The 15055-nt window shown below is 66.9% G+C and carries 14 protein-coding genes and 1 tRNA gene; 9 read left to right on the plus strand and 6 right to left on the minus strand.

Annotation, left to right across the window (positions count from 1 at the left end):
* Positions 1 to 99: 99 nt before the first annotated feature.
* Complete coding sequence (locus tag T8S45_RS07795; RefSeq protein WP_322293329.1) at positions 100 to 1929, plus strand: gamma-glutamyltransferase family protein; 1830 nt, start codon at positions 100 to 102, stop codon at positions 1927 to 1929.
* Between the two features lie 4 nt (positions 1930 to 1933).
* Positions 1934 to 2944: a cysteine synthase A gene (locus tag T8S45_RS07800; RefSeq protein WP_322293330.1), complete on the plus strand. Its 1011-nt coding sequence runs from the start codon at positions 1934 to 1936 to the stop codon at positions 2942 to 2944.
* A gap of 39 nt (positions 2945 to 2983) precedes the next feature.
* On the opposite strand, the gene T8S45_RS07805 is transcribed toward T8S45_RS07800, so the two are convergent.
* The 3 genes from T8S45_RS07805 to T8S45_RS07815 are packed head-to-tail and all read right to left on the minus strand — an operon-like array spanning position 2984 to position 6532.
* Positions 2984 to 5113 carry a TonB-dependent receptor gene (locus T8S45_RS07805; protein ID WP_322293331.1) on the minus strand — a complete coding sequence of 710 codons (2130 nt, stop codon included), beginning with the start codon at positions 5111 to 5113 and terminating at the stop codon, positions 2984 to 2986.
* A 37-nt stretch (positions 5114 to 5150) separates the two neighbouring features.
* Positions 5151 to 5366, minus strand: coding sequence for a hypothetical protein (locus T8S45_RS07810; protein WP_188642348.1), 216 nt, complete (start codon positions 5364 to 5366; stop codon positions 5151 to 5153).
* Positions 5363 to 6532 carry a PepSY-associated TM helix domain-containing protein gene (locus T8S45_RS07815; RefSeq protein ID WP_322293332.1) on the minus strand — a complete coding sequence of 390 codons (1170 nt, stop codon included), beginning with the start codon at positions 6530 to 6532 and terminating at the stop codon, positions 5363 to 5365. The genes T8S45_RS07810 and T8S45_RS07815 overlap by 4 nt, the downstream gene beginning before the upstream one ends.
* A gap of 375 nt (positions 6533 to 6907) precedes the next feature.
* Here T8S45_RS07815 and putP point away from each other — a divergent pair, with 375 nt between their 5' ends.
* From putP to T8S45_RS07830, 3 genes are all read left to right on the plus strand, one after another.
* The gene (gene putP, locus T8S45_RS07820; RefSeq protein ID WP_322293333.1) at positions 6908 to 8371 is read left to right on the plus strand and encodes a sodium/proline symporter PutP; all 1464 of its coding nucleotides are present in this window, start codon (positions 6908 to 6910) and stop codon (positions 8369 to 8371) included.
* A complete protein-coding gene (locus T8S45_RS07825; RefSeq protein ID WP_322293334.1) occupies positions 8371 to 8745 on the plus strand; it encodes a VOC family protein in 375 nt (124 codons plus the stop codon). Before putP ends, T8S45_RS07825 begins: the two co-directional genes overlap by 1 nt.
* Positions 8746 to 8868: 123 nt before the next feature.
* The gene (locus T8S45_RS07830; RefSeq protein ID WP_322293335.1) at positions 8869 to 10020 is read left to right on the plus strand and encodes a glycosyltransferase family 4 protein; all 1152 of its coding nucleotides are present in this window, start codon (positions 8869 to 8871) and stop codon (positions 10018 to 10020) included.
* A 48-nt stretch (positions 10021 to 10068) separates the two neighbouring features.
* Here T8S45_RS07830 and T8S45_RS07835 read toward each other — a convergent pair whose 3' ends face one another.
* Positions 10069 to 10515: a hypothetical protein gene (locus T8S45_RS07835; protein ID WP_188642353.1), complete on the minus strand. Its 447-nt coding sequence runs from the start codon at positions 10513 to 10515 to the stop codon at positions 10069 to 10071.
* A 98-nt stretch (positions 10516 to 10613) separates the two neighbouring features.
* Between T8S45_RS07835 and T8S45_RS07840 the strand changes: the two genes are divergently transcribed.
* Both T8S45_RS07840 and T8S45_RS07845 read left to right on the plus strand, forming a co-directional pair.
* Complete coding sequence (locus T8S45_RS07840) at positions 10614 to 11936, plus strand: replication-associated recombination protein A (RefSeq protein WP_322293336.1); 1323 nt, start codon at positions 10614 to 10616, stop codon at positions 11934 to 11936.
* Positions 11926 to 12813 (plus strand): hypothetical protein, encoded by an 888-nt coding sequence (locus T8S45_RS07845; protein WP_322293337.1) that lies wholly within the window; start codon positions 11926 to 11928, stop codon positions 12811 to 12813. Before T8S45_RS07840 ends, T8S45_RS07845 begins: the two co-directional genes overlap by 11 nt.
* A gap of 53 nt (positions 12814 to 12866) precedes the next feature.
* On the opposite strand, the gene T8S45_RS07850 is transcribed toward T8S45_RS07845, so the two are convergent.
* Entirely contained in the window at positions 12867 to 13808 is a 942-nt protein-coding gene (locus T8S45_RS07850) for a glutaminase (RefSeq protein ID WP_322293338.1), read from the minus strand.
* A gap of 65 nt (positions 13809 to 13873) precedes the next feature.
* On the opposite strand from T8S45_RS07850, the gene T8S45_RS07855 reads away from it, so the two are divergent.
* Both T8S45_RS07855 and T8S45_RS07860 read left to right on the plus strand, forming a co-directional pair.
* Positions 13874 to 13949, plus strand: a tRNA-Thr gene (locus T8S45_RS07855).
* A gap of 45 nt (positions 13950 to 13994) precedes the next feature.
* Positions 13995 to 14594 carry an exopolysaccharide biosynthesis protein gene (locus tag T8S45_RS07860; RefSeq protein WP_188642358.1) on the plus strand — a complete coding sequence of 200 codons (600 nt, stop codon included), beginning with the start codon at positions 13995 to 13997 and terminating at the stop codon, positions 14592 to 14594.
* On the opposite strand, the gene queF is transcribed toward T8S45_RS07860, so the two are convergent.
* Positions 14591 to 15043 (minus strand): preQ(1) synthase, encoded by a 453-nt coding sequence (queF, locus tag T8S45_RS07865; protein ID WP_322293339.1) that lies wholly within the window; start codon positions 15041 to 15043, stop codon positions 14591 to 14593. The genes T8S45_RS07860 and queF overlap by 4 nt on opposite strands.
* Positions 15044 to 15055: the final 12 nt, after the last annotated feature.

Genomic DNA, 15055 nt, shown 5'->3' on the forward strand with positions numbered 1-15055 from the left:
GCCTGGTGAGATGCGGGGCGCACCCGACCTGATTTGCGATTGCCGCACGGACCTGCGGGCCCTAGCCTGACACCCAAAGCAATCTGGGGAGAGCCGACCATGCGTATCGCAACCACACTTCTGGCCACCGCCGCGCTTGCCGCAACGCCGCTCGCGGCACAGGAAGCGCAGAACGCCGCCACCACCACGACCGCCGAGGCGACCGGCGGGATCGGTCCCGGCGCGCGGCCGGTGGGCGCGCAATGGAGCCGCTCCCCCGTGGTCGCGCCCAACGGCATGGCCGCCACAGCGCACCCGCTGGCGACGCAGGTCGCGCTCGACATCCTCAAGGCGGGCGGCAGCGCGGTCGACGCGGCGATCGCCGCCAATGCCGCGCTCGGGCTGATGGAGCCGACCGGCAACGGCATCGGCGGGGACCTGTTCGCGATCGTCTACGATCCCAAGACCGACAAGCTTTACGGCATCAACGGCTCGGGGCGCTCGCCCAGCGGCCAGACGCTCGACCAGCTCAAGGAGAAGCTCGGACCGGGGGCGACCTCGATTCCGCCGGTCGGCCCGCTGCCGATCACGATCCCCGGCACGGTCGACGCGTGGTTCGACCTGCACGAAAAATTCGGCAAGCTGTCGATGGCGGACAACCTCGCCCCGACGATCCGCTATGCGCGCGAAGGCCACCCTGTCGCGCCGGTGATCGCGATGTACCTCCAGCGCTCGCTCGCCGCCTATGAGGACCGGCTCGAACGCTACGATTTCGAGTTCGAGAACGCGCGCGCGACCTACTTCCTCAACGGCGCGCCCGAAGCGGGCGACATCTTCCGCAATCCCGACCTCGCCAACACGCTCGAACGGATCGCGAAGAACGGCCGCGACGAATTCTACGAGGGCGAGACCGCGCAGGTGATCGTCGACTATCTCCGCGAACAGGGCAGCGCCTTCACGCTCGAGGATTTCGCCAGCCACGACAGCGAATGGGTCGACGTCGCCTGTGTCACCTACAAGGCGGGCTACGAACTGTGCGAACTGCCGCCCAACGGGCAGGGTTTCGCCGCGCTGCAGATGGTCAACATCTTGAAGAACGTCGACCTCTCGCAGTGGGAGCGCGGCAGCCCGCAGGTGCTGCACTACATCACCGAGGCCAAACGGCTGGCGTTCGAGGACGTCGCGCGCTTCTATGCCGATCCCGATTTCTACAAGGCCCCCGAAGGCCTGCTGACCGATCAATACGGGGCCGAGCGCTTCGCACTGATCGATCCGGCGAAGGCCACCCCCGCCTTCACCCCCGGCGCGCCCAAGGCTCCGAAACTCGAGGGAGAAGGCGACACGACCTACCTCACCGTCGCCGACAAGGACGGCATGATGGTGAGCCTGATCCAGTCGAACTATCGCGGCATGGGCGGCGGGCTGGTCGCCGACGGGCTCGGCTTCATGTTCCAGGATCGCGGCGAGCTGTTCAGCCTCGATCCGACGCACCCCAATGCCTATGCGCCCTCCAAGCGGCCGTTCCACACGATCATCCCTGCCTTCGTGAAGAAGGACGGCAAGCCCTGGATGAGCTTCGGCCTGATGGGGGGCGGGATGCAGCCGCAGGGCCACGTCCAGATCCTCGTCAACCTCGTCGACTATGGCATGAACCTGCAGGAAGCGGGCGACGCCGCGCGGCTGATGCACGATGGCGGCCGCGCGCCGACCGACGCGATCAAGGGCAGCGCCGCCGACACCTACGAGATCGACAGCCTCGGCGTGCTGATGGTCGAGCCCGGCACCCCCGCGGCTACGATCGAGGCGCTGCGCGATATGGGCCACAATGTCGAGATCGAGACCACCGGCATTCCCTTCGGCGGCTACCAGGCGATCGTCCGCGATCCCGCGACCGGGGCCTATACCGGCGCGACCGAGATGCGGAAGGACGGCCAGGCGGCCGGGTATTGACCGGATGGCACCGGTCGCCACCACCCCGCTCGACCTGATCGGCAACACCCCCATCGTCCTGCTCGAGGGGCCCAGCGAGGCCGCCGGGTGCGAGATCTGGGGCAAGTGCGAATTCCTCAACCCCGGCGCCTCGGTGAAGGACCGCGCCGCGCTCGGCATCATCCGCGATGCCGAGGCGCGCGGCGCGCTGAAGCCCGGCGGCACGGTGGCCGAGGGGACCGCGGGCAATACCGGGATCGGCATCGCGCTGGTCGCCAACGCGCTGGGCTACAAGACGATCATCGTCATGCCCGACAACCAGGCCTCGGAGAAATACGCCACGCTGCGCGCGCTCGGCGCCGAGCTGGTGCTGGTCAAGCCGACCAAATTCAAGGACCCGAACCACTTCGTCCATACCAGCCGCCGGATCGCGGAAGAGACAGATGGCGCGGTATGGGCCAACCAGTTCGACAACCAGGCCAATCGCCGCATCCACGAAGCCACCACCGCGCCCGAAATCTGGGAGCAGCTGGAAGGCCGGGTCGACGGCTTCACCTGCGCGGTCGGCACCGGAGGCACGCTCGCGGGCGTCGGGCTGGGGCTCAAGGCGAAGGACGCAAACATCCGCATCGCGCTGACCGACCCGCACGGCGCCGCGCTCTACGAATATTACGCGCATGGCGAGCTCAAGTCCGAAGGCAGCTCGGCCGCCGAGGGGATCGGCCAGGGCCGCATAACCGGCAACCTCGAAGGCGCGCCCATCGACACCCAGTTCCGCATATCCGACGAGGAAGGCCTGCACTGGGTCGCCGAGCTGCTGCGCGAGGAAGGCCTCTGCCTCGGCCTGTCGAGCGGCATCAACGTCGCCGGCGCGATCGCGCTAGGCAAGCAGCTGGTCGCCGACGGCCGCGACAACCCGCGCCCAAAGCCAAGGGTCGCGACGATCCTGTGCGACACCGGTTTCCGCTACCTCTCGACCATCTACAACCGCGAATGGCTCGAGGCGAAGGGCCTGCCGGTGTTTGGGTGGTTGTGAGCCAGCCCCCTCCCGCATGCGGGAGGGGAGGTTGAGCGTCTAAAAATCCGCTGAAATCGACGCTTTCACCGTGCGCGGCCGACCTTGCAGCAGTGCGGCGGAGAAGCTGTCGAAGGCGCTGGCCCAATAGGCCTCGTTGGCGACGTTATCGACCGTCAGGCGCAGCGTGACCGGGACCTCGCCCGCCGCCAGCACGTAACGCGCGCCGAGATCGAAGCGGGTCCAGGCATCGAGCCGCAGCGTGTTCGCCGCATCGACCCATTGCTCGCCCGTGTGGACCGCGCGCGCGGTCAGTGTCAGGCCGGGGGCGAAGGGCAGGTCCCACTCGACATCGGCATTGGCGGTGAATTCGGGCACACCGGGCACCTCGCCGCTGCCGTCGAGTTCGGCGTCGGCGAGCGAGGCGCCGCCGATGAAGCGCAGACCCGGCACCACCGTGCCGTTGGCGGTGAATTCGAGGCCCTGGTGGCGCTGCTCGCCGAGATAGCCGAACCGTCCCGAGGGGAGCACGCCCTCGCCCGGCCGGCTGATGCGATAGCCGGCGAGCGTCAGGAACATGTCGCCCAGCGCGAGCTTGCCGCCGATTTCGTATTGTGTCGACTTGCGCGGACCGAGCGTTTCGCCGGGGTTCGAGACCAGCGTCGGGTCGAGCGGCGCGGTCGGCCCCTGCTGCAGCGCCTCGATCCGATTGGCATAGAGCGAGAGCCCCGCGAACGGCTTGGCGACGATTCCGGCCACCGGCGTCACCGCATCCTCCTCGTAGGTCGAATCGAGCTGGCCGCCATTGTAGTAGTTGAAGCTGTCCTGCCGGATCGACTGGATGCGCAGGCCGCCGGTCACCAGCAGCCGCTCGTCGAACAGGCCGACCGTGTCGGATACGAAGCCGCTGACCAGTTTGCTCCGAGCGATCGGGAACGGATCGTCGAGATCGCCGCCGACCAGCGTCGAGCTCGGCAGTGCGACCTGCGGGGTGTCGTACAGATTGGTCGCGAAGCCGGCGAAGCCCGGGCCGTAGCGGAAATCGAACGCGTTGCGGTTGGTCTGCCAGTTGATGTTGCCGCCGAAATTGAACTCATGCGTCACCGCGCTGCCGACGCGCGCGCGCAGCCCCGCCTCGATTGCCTCGTTATTGTCGGTGCGCGGGACCACCAGCGCGTTGCCGTTGGCGTCGCCGGTTGCAGCGTCGAGCACCGTCAGCCCGCTATAGATGCCGTCTTCGCGCCCGTCGCGCGCCCCACCCCGCAGGTAGAACAGCGCGTTGTCGGCAAGGTCGTATTCGAAGCTCGCGGTGCCGAAGAGGTCGCGCATCTCGGTGAAGCTGAAATCCTGCGCGTAGTTCGCCTCCGGCGCGGGCACGGCGGGGATCGTCGCGGTGCCGACCGTCACCTTGGGGCGAAGATTGTCGACGCGCACCTCCTGGTAGGCGAGGTCGAGCGCGGCGCGCACATTCCCGCCGTCGTAATCGAACCCGGCACCGAGCACCTGCGTGCGGCGGTCCTCGCCGTCGATCGCCAGCTCTCCCTCGCGATACGCGCCGTTCACGCGCACGCCCCATTCGCCACCCGCGCCGAAGCGGCGACCGATATCGACGCTGCCGCCGAAATGCGCGTCGCCGGTATAGCCCGCGGTCACCCGGGTGAGCGGATCGGCATCGGCGCGCTTCAACATCAGGTTGACGCTGCCGCCAAGGCCCGAGCCGCCGGGCGCGGCACCGTTGAGGAAGGCGCTCGCGCCATTCAGGACCTGCACGCTTTCGAACAGTTCGGGCGCGACCAGCTGGCGCGGGGCGATACCGTAGAGCCCGTTCAAACCGACATCGTCGCCGAACAGCGCGAAGCCGCGCACCACGAACAACTCGCTCGCATTGCCGAAGCCGTAGCTGGTGCGCACGGTGGGATCGTTCTCGAGCACCTCGCCGAGCGTCTGCGGCTGCTGGTTCAAAATGAGACTCTCGTCATAGGAGCGAACCGCGAAGGGCAGGTCCTCGGCCGGCTTGTCGCCCAGCGCGCCCGCATCGCCGCCATTGTCGACCTGCGAGGAATTGTCCGCCTGCGCGGTGATGATGATGGTGTTCCCGGGTGCGGCTTCGTTCTCGGCATCCTGCGCCAGCGCGGGGGTGGCGATGGCGGCGGAGAGCGACAGCAGCGAGGCGGACAGGCGGTAGTTCATCGGGAGACTTTCTGTTCTTGAGAGGTTTTGGAATGGGTCAACCGCGCCCGGTCAGGCGCAGCGCGATCAGCGTGAGGAGGGTGGTGCCGAGCAGGAGCGCGGCGGCGATGTCCCACCCGCCCTCGCCGAGCAGCCCGGCGACGAGCCCGCCGAGCGAGGTCGCCATCAGCAGCAGCGGCATGCGGAACACCTGCCACGCGGACAGGCGTCGCGTCGTGCGCCCGGTCGCACGCAGGCTCGGGAGCCAGCTCATGACAGCGCCCCGCGCCGTGCACCGGTGCGGATTTCGGAAATCCGGCGTTCGATATTCTCGTGCCGCCGGCGCCACCACAGCAGCAGCCCGGTCCACAGCACGCGGATCGTCAGCAGGGTGAGCAGCGCCCACAGGATCTTCAGCGCGAGCCCGCCGTAATCGCCGAAATGGAGCGGCTTCGACATCATCAGCGCCTGGTTGAGCGCGGGCATGTCGCGCGCATCGACCAACGCGCCGGTCTCGGCATCGACCAGCGCGGGGGTGAGCAGGTGCGAGGTCAGCGGGCGGTCGCCCTGGAAGAAGATCGCATAGTGCCGGTCGGTGCTCCAGTCGCCGCCGGGAAAGCCGATGAATTGCGGCGAGCGGCCCGGCAGCGCCGCCTTGGCCGCCGCCATCGCGGTGTCGAGCGAGCCGTAATCGGCCGGGTCGAGCGCTTCGCCGCCCGCATTCGCCGCGGTCATCGCGGCCAGCTCGTTCTCGCGCCAGCTATCGGTCAGCGGATCGGCGAAGGCGTTGATCGCGCCCGTCGCGCCGACCACCAGCGCCCAGGCGAGCGTCACCATGCCGAGGTAATTATGCGTATCGAGCCGCTTCACGCGCGCGCTGCGATCGCGACGCACCGTGCCGAAGCGCAGCCGCCGCATGAACGGCGCGTAGAGCACCACGCCCGAGACCAGCGCGAGCAGGAAGCCGAGCCCCATCACGCCGAGGAACAGCATTCCCGGCAGGCCGAGAAACAGGTCGGTGTGCACTTCGAGCACGAAATCGAGAAACGCGTTGGTCGGCGCGGGACCCAGCGAGGCCCCCGTCGCGCGATCGAAGAACAACAGCGACATCTCGCTGCCGGGCGCATCGGGCGCGGGCCCGGTGGTCACGGTCAGCAGCGGCGAATCCTGGCTGAACGCCATGAACAGCGGCACCTCGCCCGGCCGCTCGGCGAGCGCGGTGGAGAGCATCGTATCGAGCGGCAAGCCACCTTCGGCCGACGGCGCGCCCGACCCCGAAGCCAGCAACGCCACCTCGGCATCCGCCCCCGACAGCGCATCGATCTCGTCATGAAAGATCAGCGGCAAACCGGTGACGCACAGCATCAACAGGAACGCCATCGGTACGAGGCTGCTCCACTTGTGCAGGAGATACCAGAATCGGATGGCGCGACGGGTCACTCGCGCCGGTTAGGAGCGCACCACCCCGCCGTCAATGCTAATCATTCGCAATAGCGATATTGACATGCCGTTGCCCGTTTCCCGTTTCAGGCTTCGGCTATCTGCCCGCAAGCCGATGATTTTCCTACTCGCCGCCGCGCTGGTATGGTCGCAGCGGCTCTTTCCTACCGTCGATCCTCCCGCTTTGGCCGCGCGCCTTCATGGGCGTGCGCAGGGACCTCCATGCCGCCCCGCCCGCCGATTACTCGCGCTCTGTCGCTCGGCCCGTTTTTCACCTCCTGGACAGTGTAACACCCGGTCCATGTCTCCGGCCCTGTCGCGCATTTCCGCGACATGGCTGGATATTGCCTACCTCTTTTGTTAGCCCCTCGCGCCATGCAGACCGGAACGCTCATTTCGCTCGCCGCCTATTTCGTCCTGATGCTCGGCATCGGGCTGTATGCCTGGCGCAAGTCCACCGATACGTCCGAAGGATACCTGCTCGGCGGGCGCAATCTGCACCCGGCCGTGGCGGCGCTCTCCGCCGGGGCGTCGGACATGTCGGGCTGGCTGCTGCTCGGCCTGCCGGGCGCGCTCTATGCCGCCGGGCTGGTCGAGGCCTGGATCGGGATCGGGCTGTTCGTCGGCGCGCTGGTCAACTGGATCGTGGTCGCGCCGCGGCTGCGCAAGCAGAGCGTCGAGCGCGGCAATGCGCTGACCATCCCCGAATTCCTGTCCAACCGCTTCCCTGACAAGGCGATCGCGCTGCGCACCGTCTCCGCGCTCGTCATCGTGCTGTTCTTCGCGGTCTACACTGCCAGCGGGCTCGTCGCGGGCGGCAAATTGTTCGAGACCGCCTTCCCCGCGCTGCTGCCCGACTTGCCATTGAGCGACTACATGCTCGGCATCTGGATCACTGCGGGCGTGGTGCTCGCCTATACCATGGTCGGCGGGTTCCTCGCGGTGAGCCTGACCGATTTCGTGCAGGGGTGCATCATGCTGGTCGCGCTGGTGCTGATGCCGCTGGTGGTGATGTTCGGCGAAGGCGGCAGCGCCGGCGGATCGCTGGCCGAGGTGCCGGTCGAAGGGTTCCTGAGCCTCACCGAGGGACTGACATTGCTGGGCTTTATCAGCGCTGTGGCCTGGGGCCTCGGCTATTTCGGCCAGCCGCACATCATCGTGCGGTTCATGGCCGTGCGCTCGGTCGAGGCGGTGACCACCGCGCGCAACATCGCGATGAGCTGGATGGGCGTGTGCGTGCTCGGCGCCGTCGGCCTCGGGATCGCCGGGCGCGCCTATGTCGAGCGCAACGGGCTCGCGGTCGAGGATCCCGAGACGATCTTCATCGTGCTCGCCGACCTGCTGTTCCACCCGCTGATCACCGGCTTCCTGCTCGCCGCGCTGCTCGCCGCGATCATGTCGACGATCAGCTCGCAATTGCTGGTCGCGTCATCCTCGCTGACCGAGGATTTCTATCGCCTGTTCCTGCGCAAGGAGGCGAGCGAGCGCGAGACGGTCAATGTCGGGCGGATCTCGACGCTGCTGGTCGCGCTCGCCGCGATCGTCGTGGCGAGCGATCCCGACAGCCAGGTGCTCGGCCTCGTCTCGAACGCCTGGGCCGGCTTCGGGGCGGCCTTCGGCCCGCTGATCATCCTCTCGCTGACCTGGAACCGGATGACCGGTGCCGGCGCGGTGGCTGGGCTGGTGACCGGCACCGGCGTGGTCGCGGCCTGGATCGCGCTCGGTTGGTCGGACTGGCTCTACGAGATCGTCCCCGGCTTCGCCGCCGCATGGCTCGCGATCTGGCTGGTGAGCAAGGCGACCCAGCCCGCGGCCGAAGCGGCGGTCGAGCCAGCCTGATGGCCAAGGTCACGGGGCTCGGCGGCGTATTCTACGTCGTCAAGGACCCGGCCGCGACGCGGGCTTGGTATCGCGAGGTACTGGGTAGCGACGGCGAATACGGGCCGCAGATGCCGTGGTCGGAAGAAACCGGCGACCAGCCCTATTCGCTGATCTCGCATTTCAAGGACGGCGAATACCTCAAGCCCGGCCAGCCGCATTTCATGATCAACCTCCGGGTCGACGATCTCGACGCGTTCGTTGCCGAACTCGAGGCGAAGGGCGTCGACGTGATCGACACGGTCGACGAAGGCTACGGCAAGTTTGCATGGTTGCTCGACCCGGACGGGATCAAGATCGAGCTGTGGCAGCAATGCGCCCCGCCGCCGGAATAGGCGGCTAGCGCTACCGCCAAGCTCCGACTGCGATCCTGATGCGCCGGGTGCGTCAGGTTGAAGACCGAGCCCCCGCCAGCGCCGACCTTTGCCTTGTATCTCCCGCGCGACTATGGGCTGCGCATGGCCGAACCGCACCCCATCGCTGGCACGCGCATCGCGCTGTTTTCCGGCAACTACAATTACGAGAAGGACGGAGCCAACCAGGCCCTCAACCGGCTCGTCGGTTACCTGTTGCGCCAGGGCGCGGAGGTAAAGGTGTTCTCGCCAACCACCGAAACGCCCGCTTTCGAACCCGAAGGCGAACTGCACTCGCTGCCGAGCAAGCCGATCCCGACCCGTACCGAATACCAGTTCCCGCTGGGGCTTTCGGCCGAGAACCGGGCAACGCTCGACGCATTCGATCCGCAAATCGTGCACCTGTCCTCGCCCGACGTTTCGGGCCATCGCGCGCTGACCTGGGCGCGCAAGCGCGGCGTTCCGACCGTGGCATCGGTGCATACGCGGTTCGAGACCTATCCCGCCTACTACGGTGCCGCTTGGGCTGAAAAACCGCTGCTCGCGATCATGCGCCGCTATTACAGCCGCGCCGACGTGGTGCTCGCGCCGACCGAGGTGATCCGCGACGAATACCGCAAGCTCGGTCTCGGTAGGCGGTTCGGCATCTGGCAGCGGGGGGTCGACAAATCCATTTTCAACCCCGGCAAGCGCGACCTGGAATGGCGCCGCGAGCTCGGCATCGCCGACGATGCGGTCGCGATCGGCTACCTTGGACGGCTGGTGCTGGAAAAAGGTCTCGGCCAATTCGCCGAGGTGATCGGCGAATTGCGCCAGCGCGGGGTGGAGCACGAAGTCCTCGTTATCGGCGAGGGCCCGGCACGCGAATGGTTCGCCGAGCGCGTGCCCGATGCGAAGTTCGCCGGGTTCCAGATCGGCGAAGGGCTGGCGCGCGCAGTCGCCAGCATGGACGTGCTGCTGAATGCCTCGAGCACCGAGGGCTTCTCCAACGTCACGCTCGAGGCGATGGCCTGCGCGCACCCCGTCGTCGCGGTCGACACGATCGGCAGCGACCACCTGGTTCAGGACGGGATCAACGGGCGCCTCGTCGAGCGCGGCGACATCGCCGGCTTTGCCGATGCCTTGCAGGCCTATTGCGAGGACGATGTCCTGCGTCACGAGCACGGCCAGGCCGCACTCGAACGCGCGCACGAATTCGACTGGGACGGCGTCAACGACGCGGTCGCGCAGACCTATCTCGAACTACTGCGCCAGTAGAATGGCGAAACGCGGACGGTACGACGCCCGCAGCGGTCGCTCGATCGATCAGTGGAGCAGCCCCCGGTTGCGCATCGTCCAGGCATACCAGGTGAAGAAGACCGCGAGCACGATCACCACGTACATGATCGCGCCCCCGCCGAAGTCTTCCAGTTCGGGCGGAACCTCCTGCTGCAACGAAGCGACGAACGAACCCGCCGCGCCCACCAGCGAAACGAGGAAGGCGGGCACCGCCAGCCGGTTGCGCGCCAGCAGCAGCAACGCCCCTGCCAGGCCACCCCAGACGCCCAGCGCCCACAGCGCGCTCATCCAGGCGGGCTGCGCTGCGATCCAGGCCAGCGCGACATCGGTCGTGGCCTCGTCCATGCCCATGAACGCGAACCAGCCGCGATTTTCGAGCTGCGTCATCAAGTAGTCCGTGGCACCGAACCCGTTCCACACCAGCGCCAGGATTCCGACCGCCCAGAAGTGCCAGGGCAATTTCGTATCGGACATTGTTCCTCTCCCCAAGAAAACGTCGTCGACCCCGGGATCGAGATTACCACGTCCCGCAATAATGGCAATTCGGCCGCCAGTGGCTAAGTAGGTCCGCAATGGCCGACCTATTCGCAAACCAAGCGCCGCAAGACGCACCGCCAGCCGAACCGCGGGAGGATGCGCCGCTGGCCGATCGCCTGCGCCCGCGCACGCTCGACGAGGTGATCGGGCAGGATCACCTCACCGGCGAAGAAGGCGCGATCGGGCGAATGGTCGCCGCCGGGCGGCTGTCGAGCATGATCCTGTGGGGGCCACCGGGCACCGGCAAGACCAGCATCGCGCGGCTTCTTGCCGACAGCGTGGGCATGCGCTTCGCCTCGATCAGCGCAGTATTCTCGGGCGTGGCCGACCTCAAGAAAGCCTTTGCCGAAGCCGACAAGGCAGCCGATGCGGGTCAGCGCACGCTTTTGTTCGTGGACGAGATCCACCGCTTCAATCGCGCGCAGCAGGACGGCTTCCTGCCTTTCGTCGAGCGCGGCACGGTGACGCTGGTCGGTGCGACCACCGAGAACCCGAGCTTCGCGCTCAACGCCGCGCTGCTCAGCCGCGCGCAGGTGCTCATCCTCCACCGGCTCGACCCGCAAGCGCTGGCGCACCTGCTCGATCGGGCGGAAGAACTCGAAGGCCCGCTTCCCCTCACCGCCGAGGCATGCGACGCGCTGGTTGCAAGCGCCGATGGCGACGGGCGTTTCCTGCTCAACCAGGCTGAAACACTCTATGCCGCGCAGATCGATGAGCCGCTCGATCCGGCAGCACTCGGCGCGTTCCTCCAGCGCCGGGTCGCTGTCTACGACAAGGATCGCGAGGGGCATTACAATCTCATCAGCGCGCTGCACAAAGCGGTGCGCGGTTCGGACCCGCAGGCGGCGCTCTACTACCTCGCACGGATGCTCACCGCAGGCGAGGAACCGCGCTTCCTTGCGCGACGCCTGATCCGCATGGCGGTCGAGGATATAGGTCTCGCCGATCCGCATGCCCTCACCCAGTGCATGGCGGCCAAGGATGCCTACGAATTTCTCGGCAGCCCCGAAGGCGAGCTCGCGCTGGTGCAGGCCTGCCTTTATCTCGCCAGCGCACCCAAATCGAACGCCGTCTACAAGGCGCAGAAGGCGGCGTGGAAAAGCGCTAAGGTAACCGGCAGCCTGATGCCTCCGCAGAACATCCTCAATGCGCCGACGAAGCTGATGAAGGATATCGGCTACGGCAAGGGCTACAGCTACGATCACGATGCCGACGAGGGCTTTTCGGGCGATAATTACTGGCCCGAGGAGATGGAACCGCAGACCTATTACGCGCCGGTCGATCGCGGCTTCGAGCGCGAAGTGAAGAAGCGGCTCGACTATTGGGACAGGCTGCGGCGCGAGCGCGGTGAAGGCTGAGCGCTTCAAACACTTCGTCGCGATCGACTGGTCGGGCGCGAAGGGTGCGCGGCAGAAGGGGATCGCGATCGGCGTGGCCGATGCCGCAGGCGGCCCGCCGGTGCTCGCCGAACCAGAGCGCGCGTGGTCGCGCGAAGACGTGCTCGCGATCCTGCGCGACCTGCCCGACGATACGCTGGTCGGGATGGATCTCGGCATGTCGCTGCCCTTCGCAGATTGCGGCGCGTTCTTTCCCGGTTGGGAGGCCAGTCCACCCGATGCCAAGTCGCTGTGGGCGCTGGTGGACGAGATTTGTGCCGACAACCCCAATCTCGAAGTCGGCAACTTCGTCACGCACCCGGACTTGCGCGAATATTTCCACCATGGCGAGCGTATGGGCGAACATTATCGCTGCGATGGTGCCGCCCACCGCAACGGCCGCCTGCGGGTGACCGAGCACGCGCAGGCGCGGATGGGCTGCCGCCCGCACAGCAATCTCAAGCTCGTCGGCAGCGGGCAGGTCGGCAAGTCCTCGCTGACAGGCATGCGGGTATTGCACCGGCTGGGCGGCACGGTGCCGGTCTGGCCCTACGACCCGCTGCCCGATAGCGGCTCGGTGATCGTCGAGATGTACACCGCGATCCCTGCGCTTTCTGCCGGACGCAGCGCCGCGACTTCCAAGCTGCGCGATTACGACGCGCTCAATGCCGCGCTGGCGCATCCGGCGATCGGTTCACCCCGGGTGCGCGGCAGCGGCGCCCTGTCGGACGACGATGCCGACGCGCTGCTCACCGCCGCGTGGCTCCGCGTCCGAGCCCATGATCCGACGCTGTGGTCGCCCCCAGGCCTGACCCGCGAACTCGCCTCCACCGAAGGCTGGACCTTCGGCGCCGCCTGAAAGGGTCACCTTCTCGCCACGAAGGTGAAAGCCAGCTGGCGGCTTGCCAAACCCTAAATCTTCTCCAACCGCCCGCTGAAGACCGACCAGCCGGTGCGGTCGGCGATCTGGGCGAGCGCGCGGGCGCCGAGCAGGCTGGTGCCCCACTTGTTCAGCCCCGGTGACCACACCGCGATCGTCGCGCGGCCTGGAATGCTGGCGAGGATCCCGCCGCCCACCCCCGACTTGCCCGGAAAACCGACATCGAAGGCGAATTCGCCCGAATTGTCGTAGTGCCCGCACAGCAGCATCAGCGCATTGATCCGCCGGGTACGCTCGCGCGAGCACATCCGTTCGCGGGTCACCGGATCGCAGCCGTCGAAGGCGAGAAAAAGCGCGGCGTCGGCCAGCTGGCGGCAGGTCAACGCCAGTGCGCATTGGCGGAAGTAGACCGACAGGACGTCCTCGACCGGGTTCAGCAACCTCCCGAAATCAGCCATGAAATAGGCAAGGCTGCGATTGCGCGCGCCGGTTTCGCTTTCCGAGCGGGCGACCCGCTCGTCGATCCCGATATCGTCGTCGCGCCCCATGTTCTGAAGCTTGGCAAGCAGGTCCGCCACCGCCTCGTCGGGCCCGCGATCGCCGATAAAGCGGTCGGTCGTGACGATCGCGCCCGAATTGATGAACGGGTTGCGAGGAATGCCCTTCTCGCGCTCGAGCTGGACGATCGAGTTGAAGGCGTTGCCCGAAGGCTCGCGGCCGACCGCGTCCCACAGCGCCAGCCCTTCCCGCTCCAGCGCCTGGGCGAGCACGAATACCTTCGAGATCGACTGGATCGAGAACGGCTCGTCCGTATCGCCCGCGCAATGGACCTCGCCCGAACGGGTCGCCACCGCGATGCCGAACTTTGTCGGGTCGACCTCGGCCAGCGCCGGAATATAGCGCGCCGGGGTCCCGCAACCGCGCTCGTCCGCGAGCGTATTCCAGGTGTCGTCAACGATCTGTTGCAGGTCCATGGTGCCCGACTAAGGGAATGGGACTGGATTTTGCAGCCCCTTTCGATCATGGGGCGCTTGTCAGTGCCGGTTTAGCTCAGCTGGTAGAGCAGCGGTTTTGTAAACCGAAGGTCGCGGGTTCGATTCCTGCAACCGGCACCATATCCTTCCCCGCCCGTTACTCTCCCACACAGGGGAGTTAAGCTTTTGAAAGAGCCGCATAGCGTCGCCGATATCCTCGACGATCTCGAGGAGCTGGCGGAGGGAAACGACCAGGTGTCGATCGCCGACACGATCGAAGCGTTCGGCGAGCGCAGTTGGGGGCCGCTCATCATGGTGCCCGCACTGCTCGAGATCACCCCGATCGGTGGGATTCCCGGCGTACCCTCGTTCCTCGCGCTGGTGGTCGCCCTCGTTGCAGTGCAGATGGTGATCGGACACGATCACCTGTGGATGCCCGGCTTCATTGAAAACCGGTGTGTCGAGGCCGACAAGCTGGAGAAGGCTGCAGACAAGCTGCGCGGACCCGGCAAGCGGCTCGATCGGTGGTTCCACGGGCGCTGGTGCAGGTTCACGCGCAATCCGTGGCACAAGATCGCCGGCGTACTGATCCTGGCCCTATGCGTGACCGTTCCCCCGCTCGAACTGCTGCCCTTCGCGAGCAGTGGCCCGATGATCGCGATCGCGTTCTTCGGGCTCGCACTGATGGTGCGCGACGGATTGCTGATGCTGGTCGCAACCGGCCTCGCGGTCGTTTCGCTTGTCGTCGGGAGCTATTTCGCGCTCGGCTCGTCGGGCGGCGGCTAACCTCGGCCGCGATACGGGGCGACGCCCTGATCCGGCACCCACAGCCCGGCCGGCGCTTCACCCGATTGCCAGAACACGTCGATCGGAATGCCGCCGCGCGGATACCAATATCCGCCGATCCGCAGCCAGTGCGGTTCCATCTCGTCGAACAGGCGTTGTCCGATCCCCACCGTCACGTCCTCGTGGAAGCCGCAATGGTTGCGGAAGCTGCCGAGGAAAAGCTTGAGGCTCTTCGATTCGACGATCTGCGCCTTGGGCGCGTAATCGATCACTAGGTGCGCGAAATCGGGCTGGCCCGTCACCGGGCACAGCGAGGTGAATTCGGGCGCGGCGAAGCGGACCATGTAGGTCGATCCGGCGCGCGGGTTGGGCACGTAGTCGAGCACCGCCTCTTCGGGCGATTCGGGCAGCGGGCTCTGCTGGCCCAGGAATTTGGGTGTGTCGGACATGCCACAAGCTCT

Origin of the sequence: Pseudoblastomonas marina, assembly GCF_034374265.1 — a bacterium.
GTDB lineage: Bacteria > Pseudomonadota > Alphaproteobacteria > Sphingomonadales > Sphingomonadaceae > Alteriqipengyuania_A > Alteriqipengyuania_A marina.

Excerpts from the sequence above, each read along its gene's own strand:
- T8S45_RS07795 (WP_322293329.1), top strand. The coding sequence starts at position 100 with ATGCGTATCGCAACCACACTTCTGGCCACCGCCGCGCTTGCCGCAACG.
- T8S45_RS07825 (WP_322293334.1), top strand. The coding sequence starts at position 8,371 with ATGGCCAAGGTCACGGGGCTCGGCGGCGTATTCTACGTCGTCAAGGAC.
- T8S45_RS07800 (WP_322293330.1), top strand. The coding sequence starts at position 1,934 with ATGGCACCGGTCGCCACCACCCCGCTCGACCTGATCGGCAACACCCCC.
- T8S45_RS07830 (WP_322293335.1), top strand. The coding sequence starts at position 8,869 with ATGGCCGAACCGCACCCCATCGCTGGCACGCGCATCGCGCTGTTTTCC.
- T8S45_RS07835 (WP_188642353.1), bottom strand. The coding sequence starts at position 10,515 with ATGTCCGATACGAAATTGCCCTGGCACTTCTGGGCGGTCGGAATCCTG.
- T8S45_RS07810 (WP_188642348.1), bottom strand. The coding sequence starts at position 5,366 with ATGAGCTGGCTCCCGAGCCTGCGTGCGACCGGGCGCACGACGCGACGC.
- T8S45_RS07840 (WP_322293336.1), top strand. The coding sequence starts at position 10,614 with ATGGCCGACCTATTCGCAAACCAAGCGCCGCAAGACGCACCGCCAGCC.
- T8S45_RS07805 (WP_322293331.1), bottom strand. The coding sequence starts at position 5,113 with ATGAACTACCGCCTGTCCGCCTCGCTGCTGTCGCTCTCCGCCGCCATC.
- T8S45_RS07850 (WP_322293338.1), bottom strand. The coding sequence starts at position 13,808 with ATGGACCTGCAACAGATCGTTGACGACACCTGGAATACGCTCGCGGAC.
- putP (WP_322293333.1), top strand. The coding sequence starts at position 6,908 with ATGCAGACCGGAACGCTCATTTCGCTCGCCGCCTATTTCGTCCTGATG.
- queF (WP_322293339.1), bottom strand. The coding sequence starts at position 15,043 with ATGTCCGACACACCCAAATTCCTGGGCCAGCAGAGCCCGCTGCCCGAA.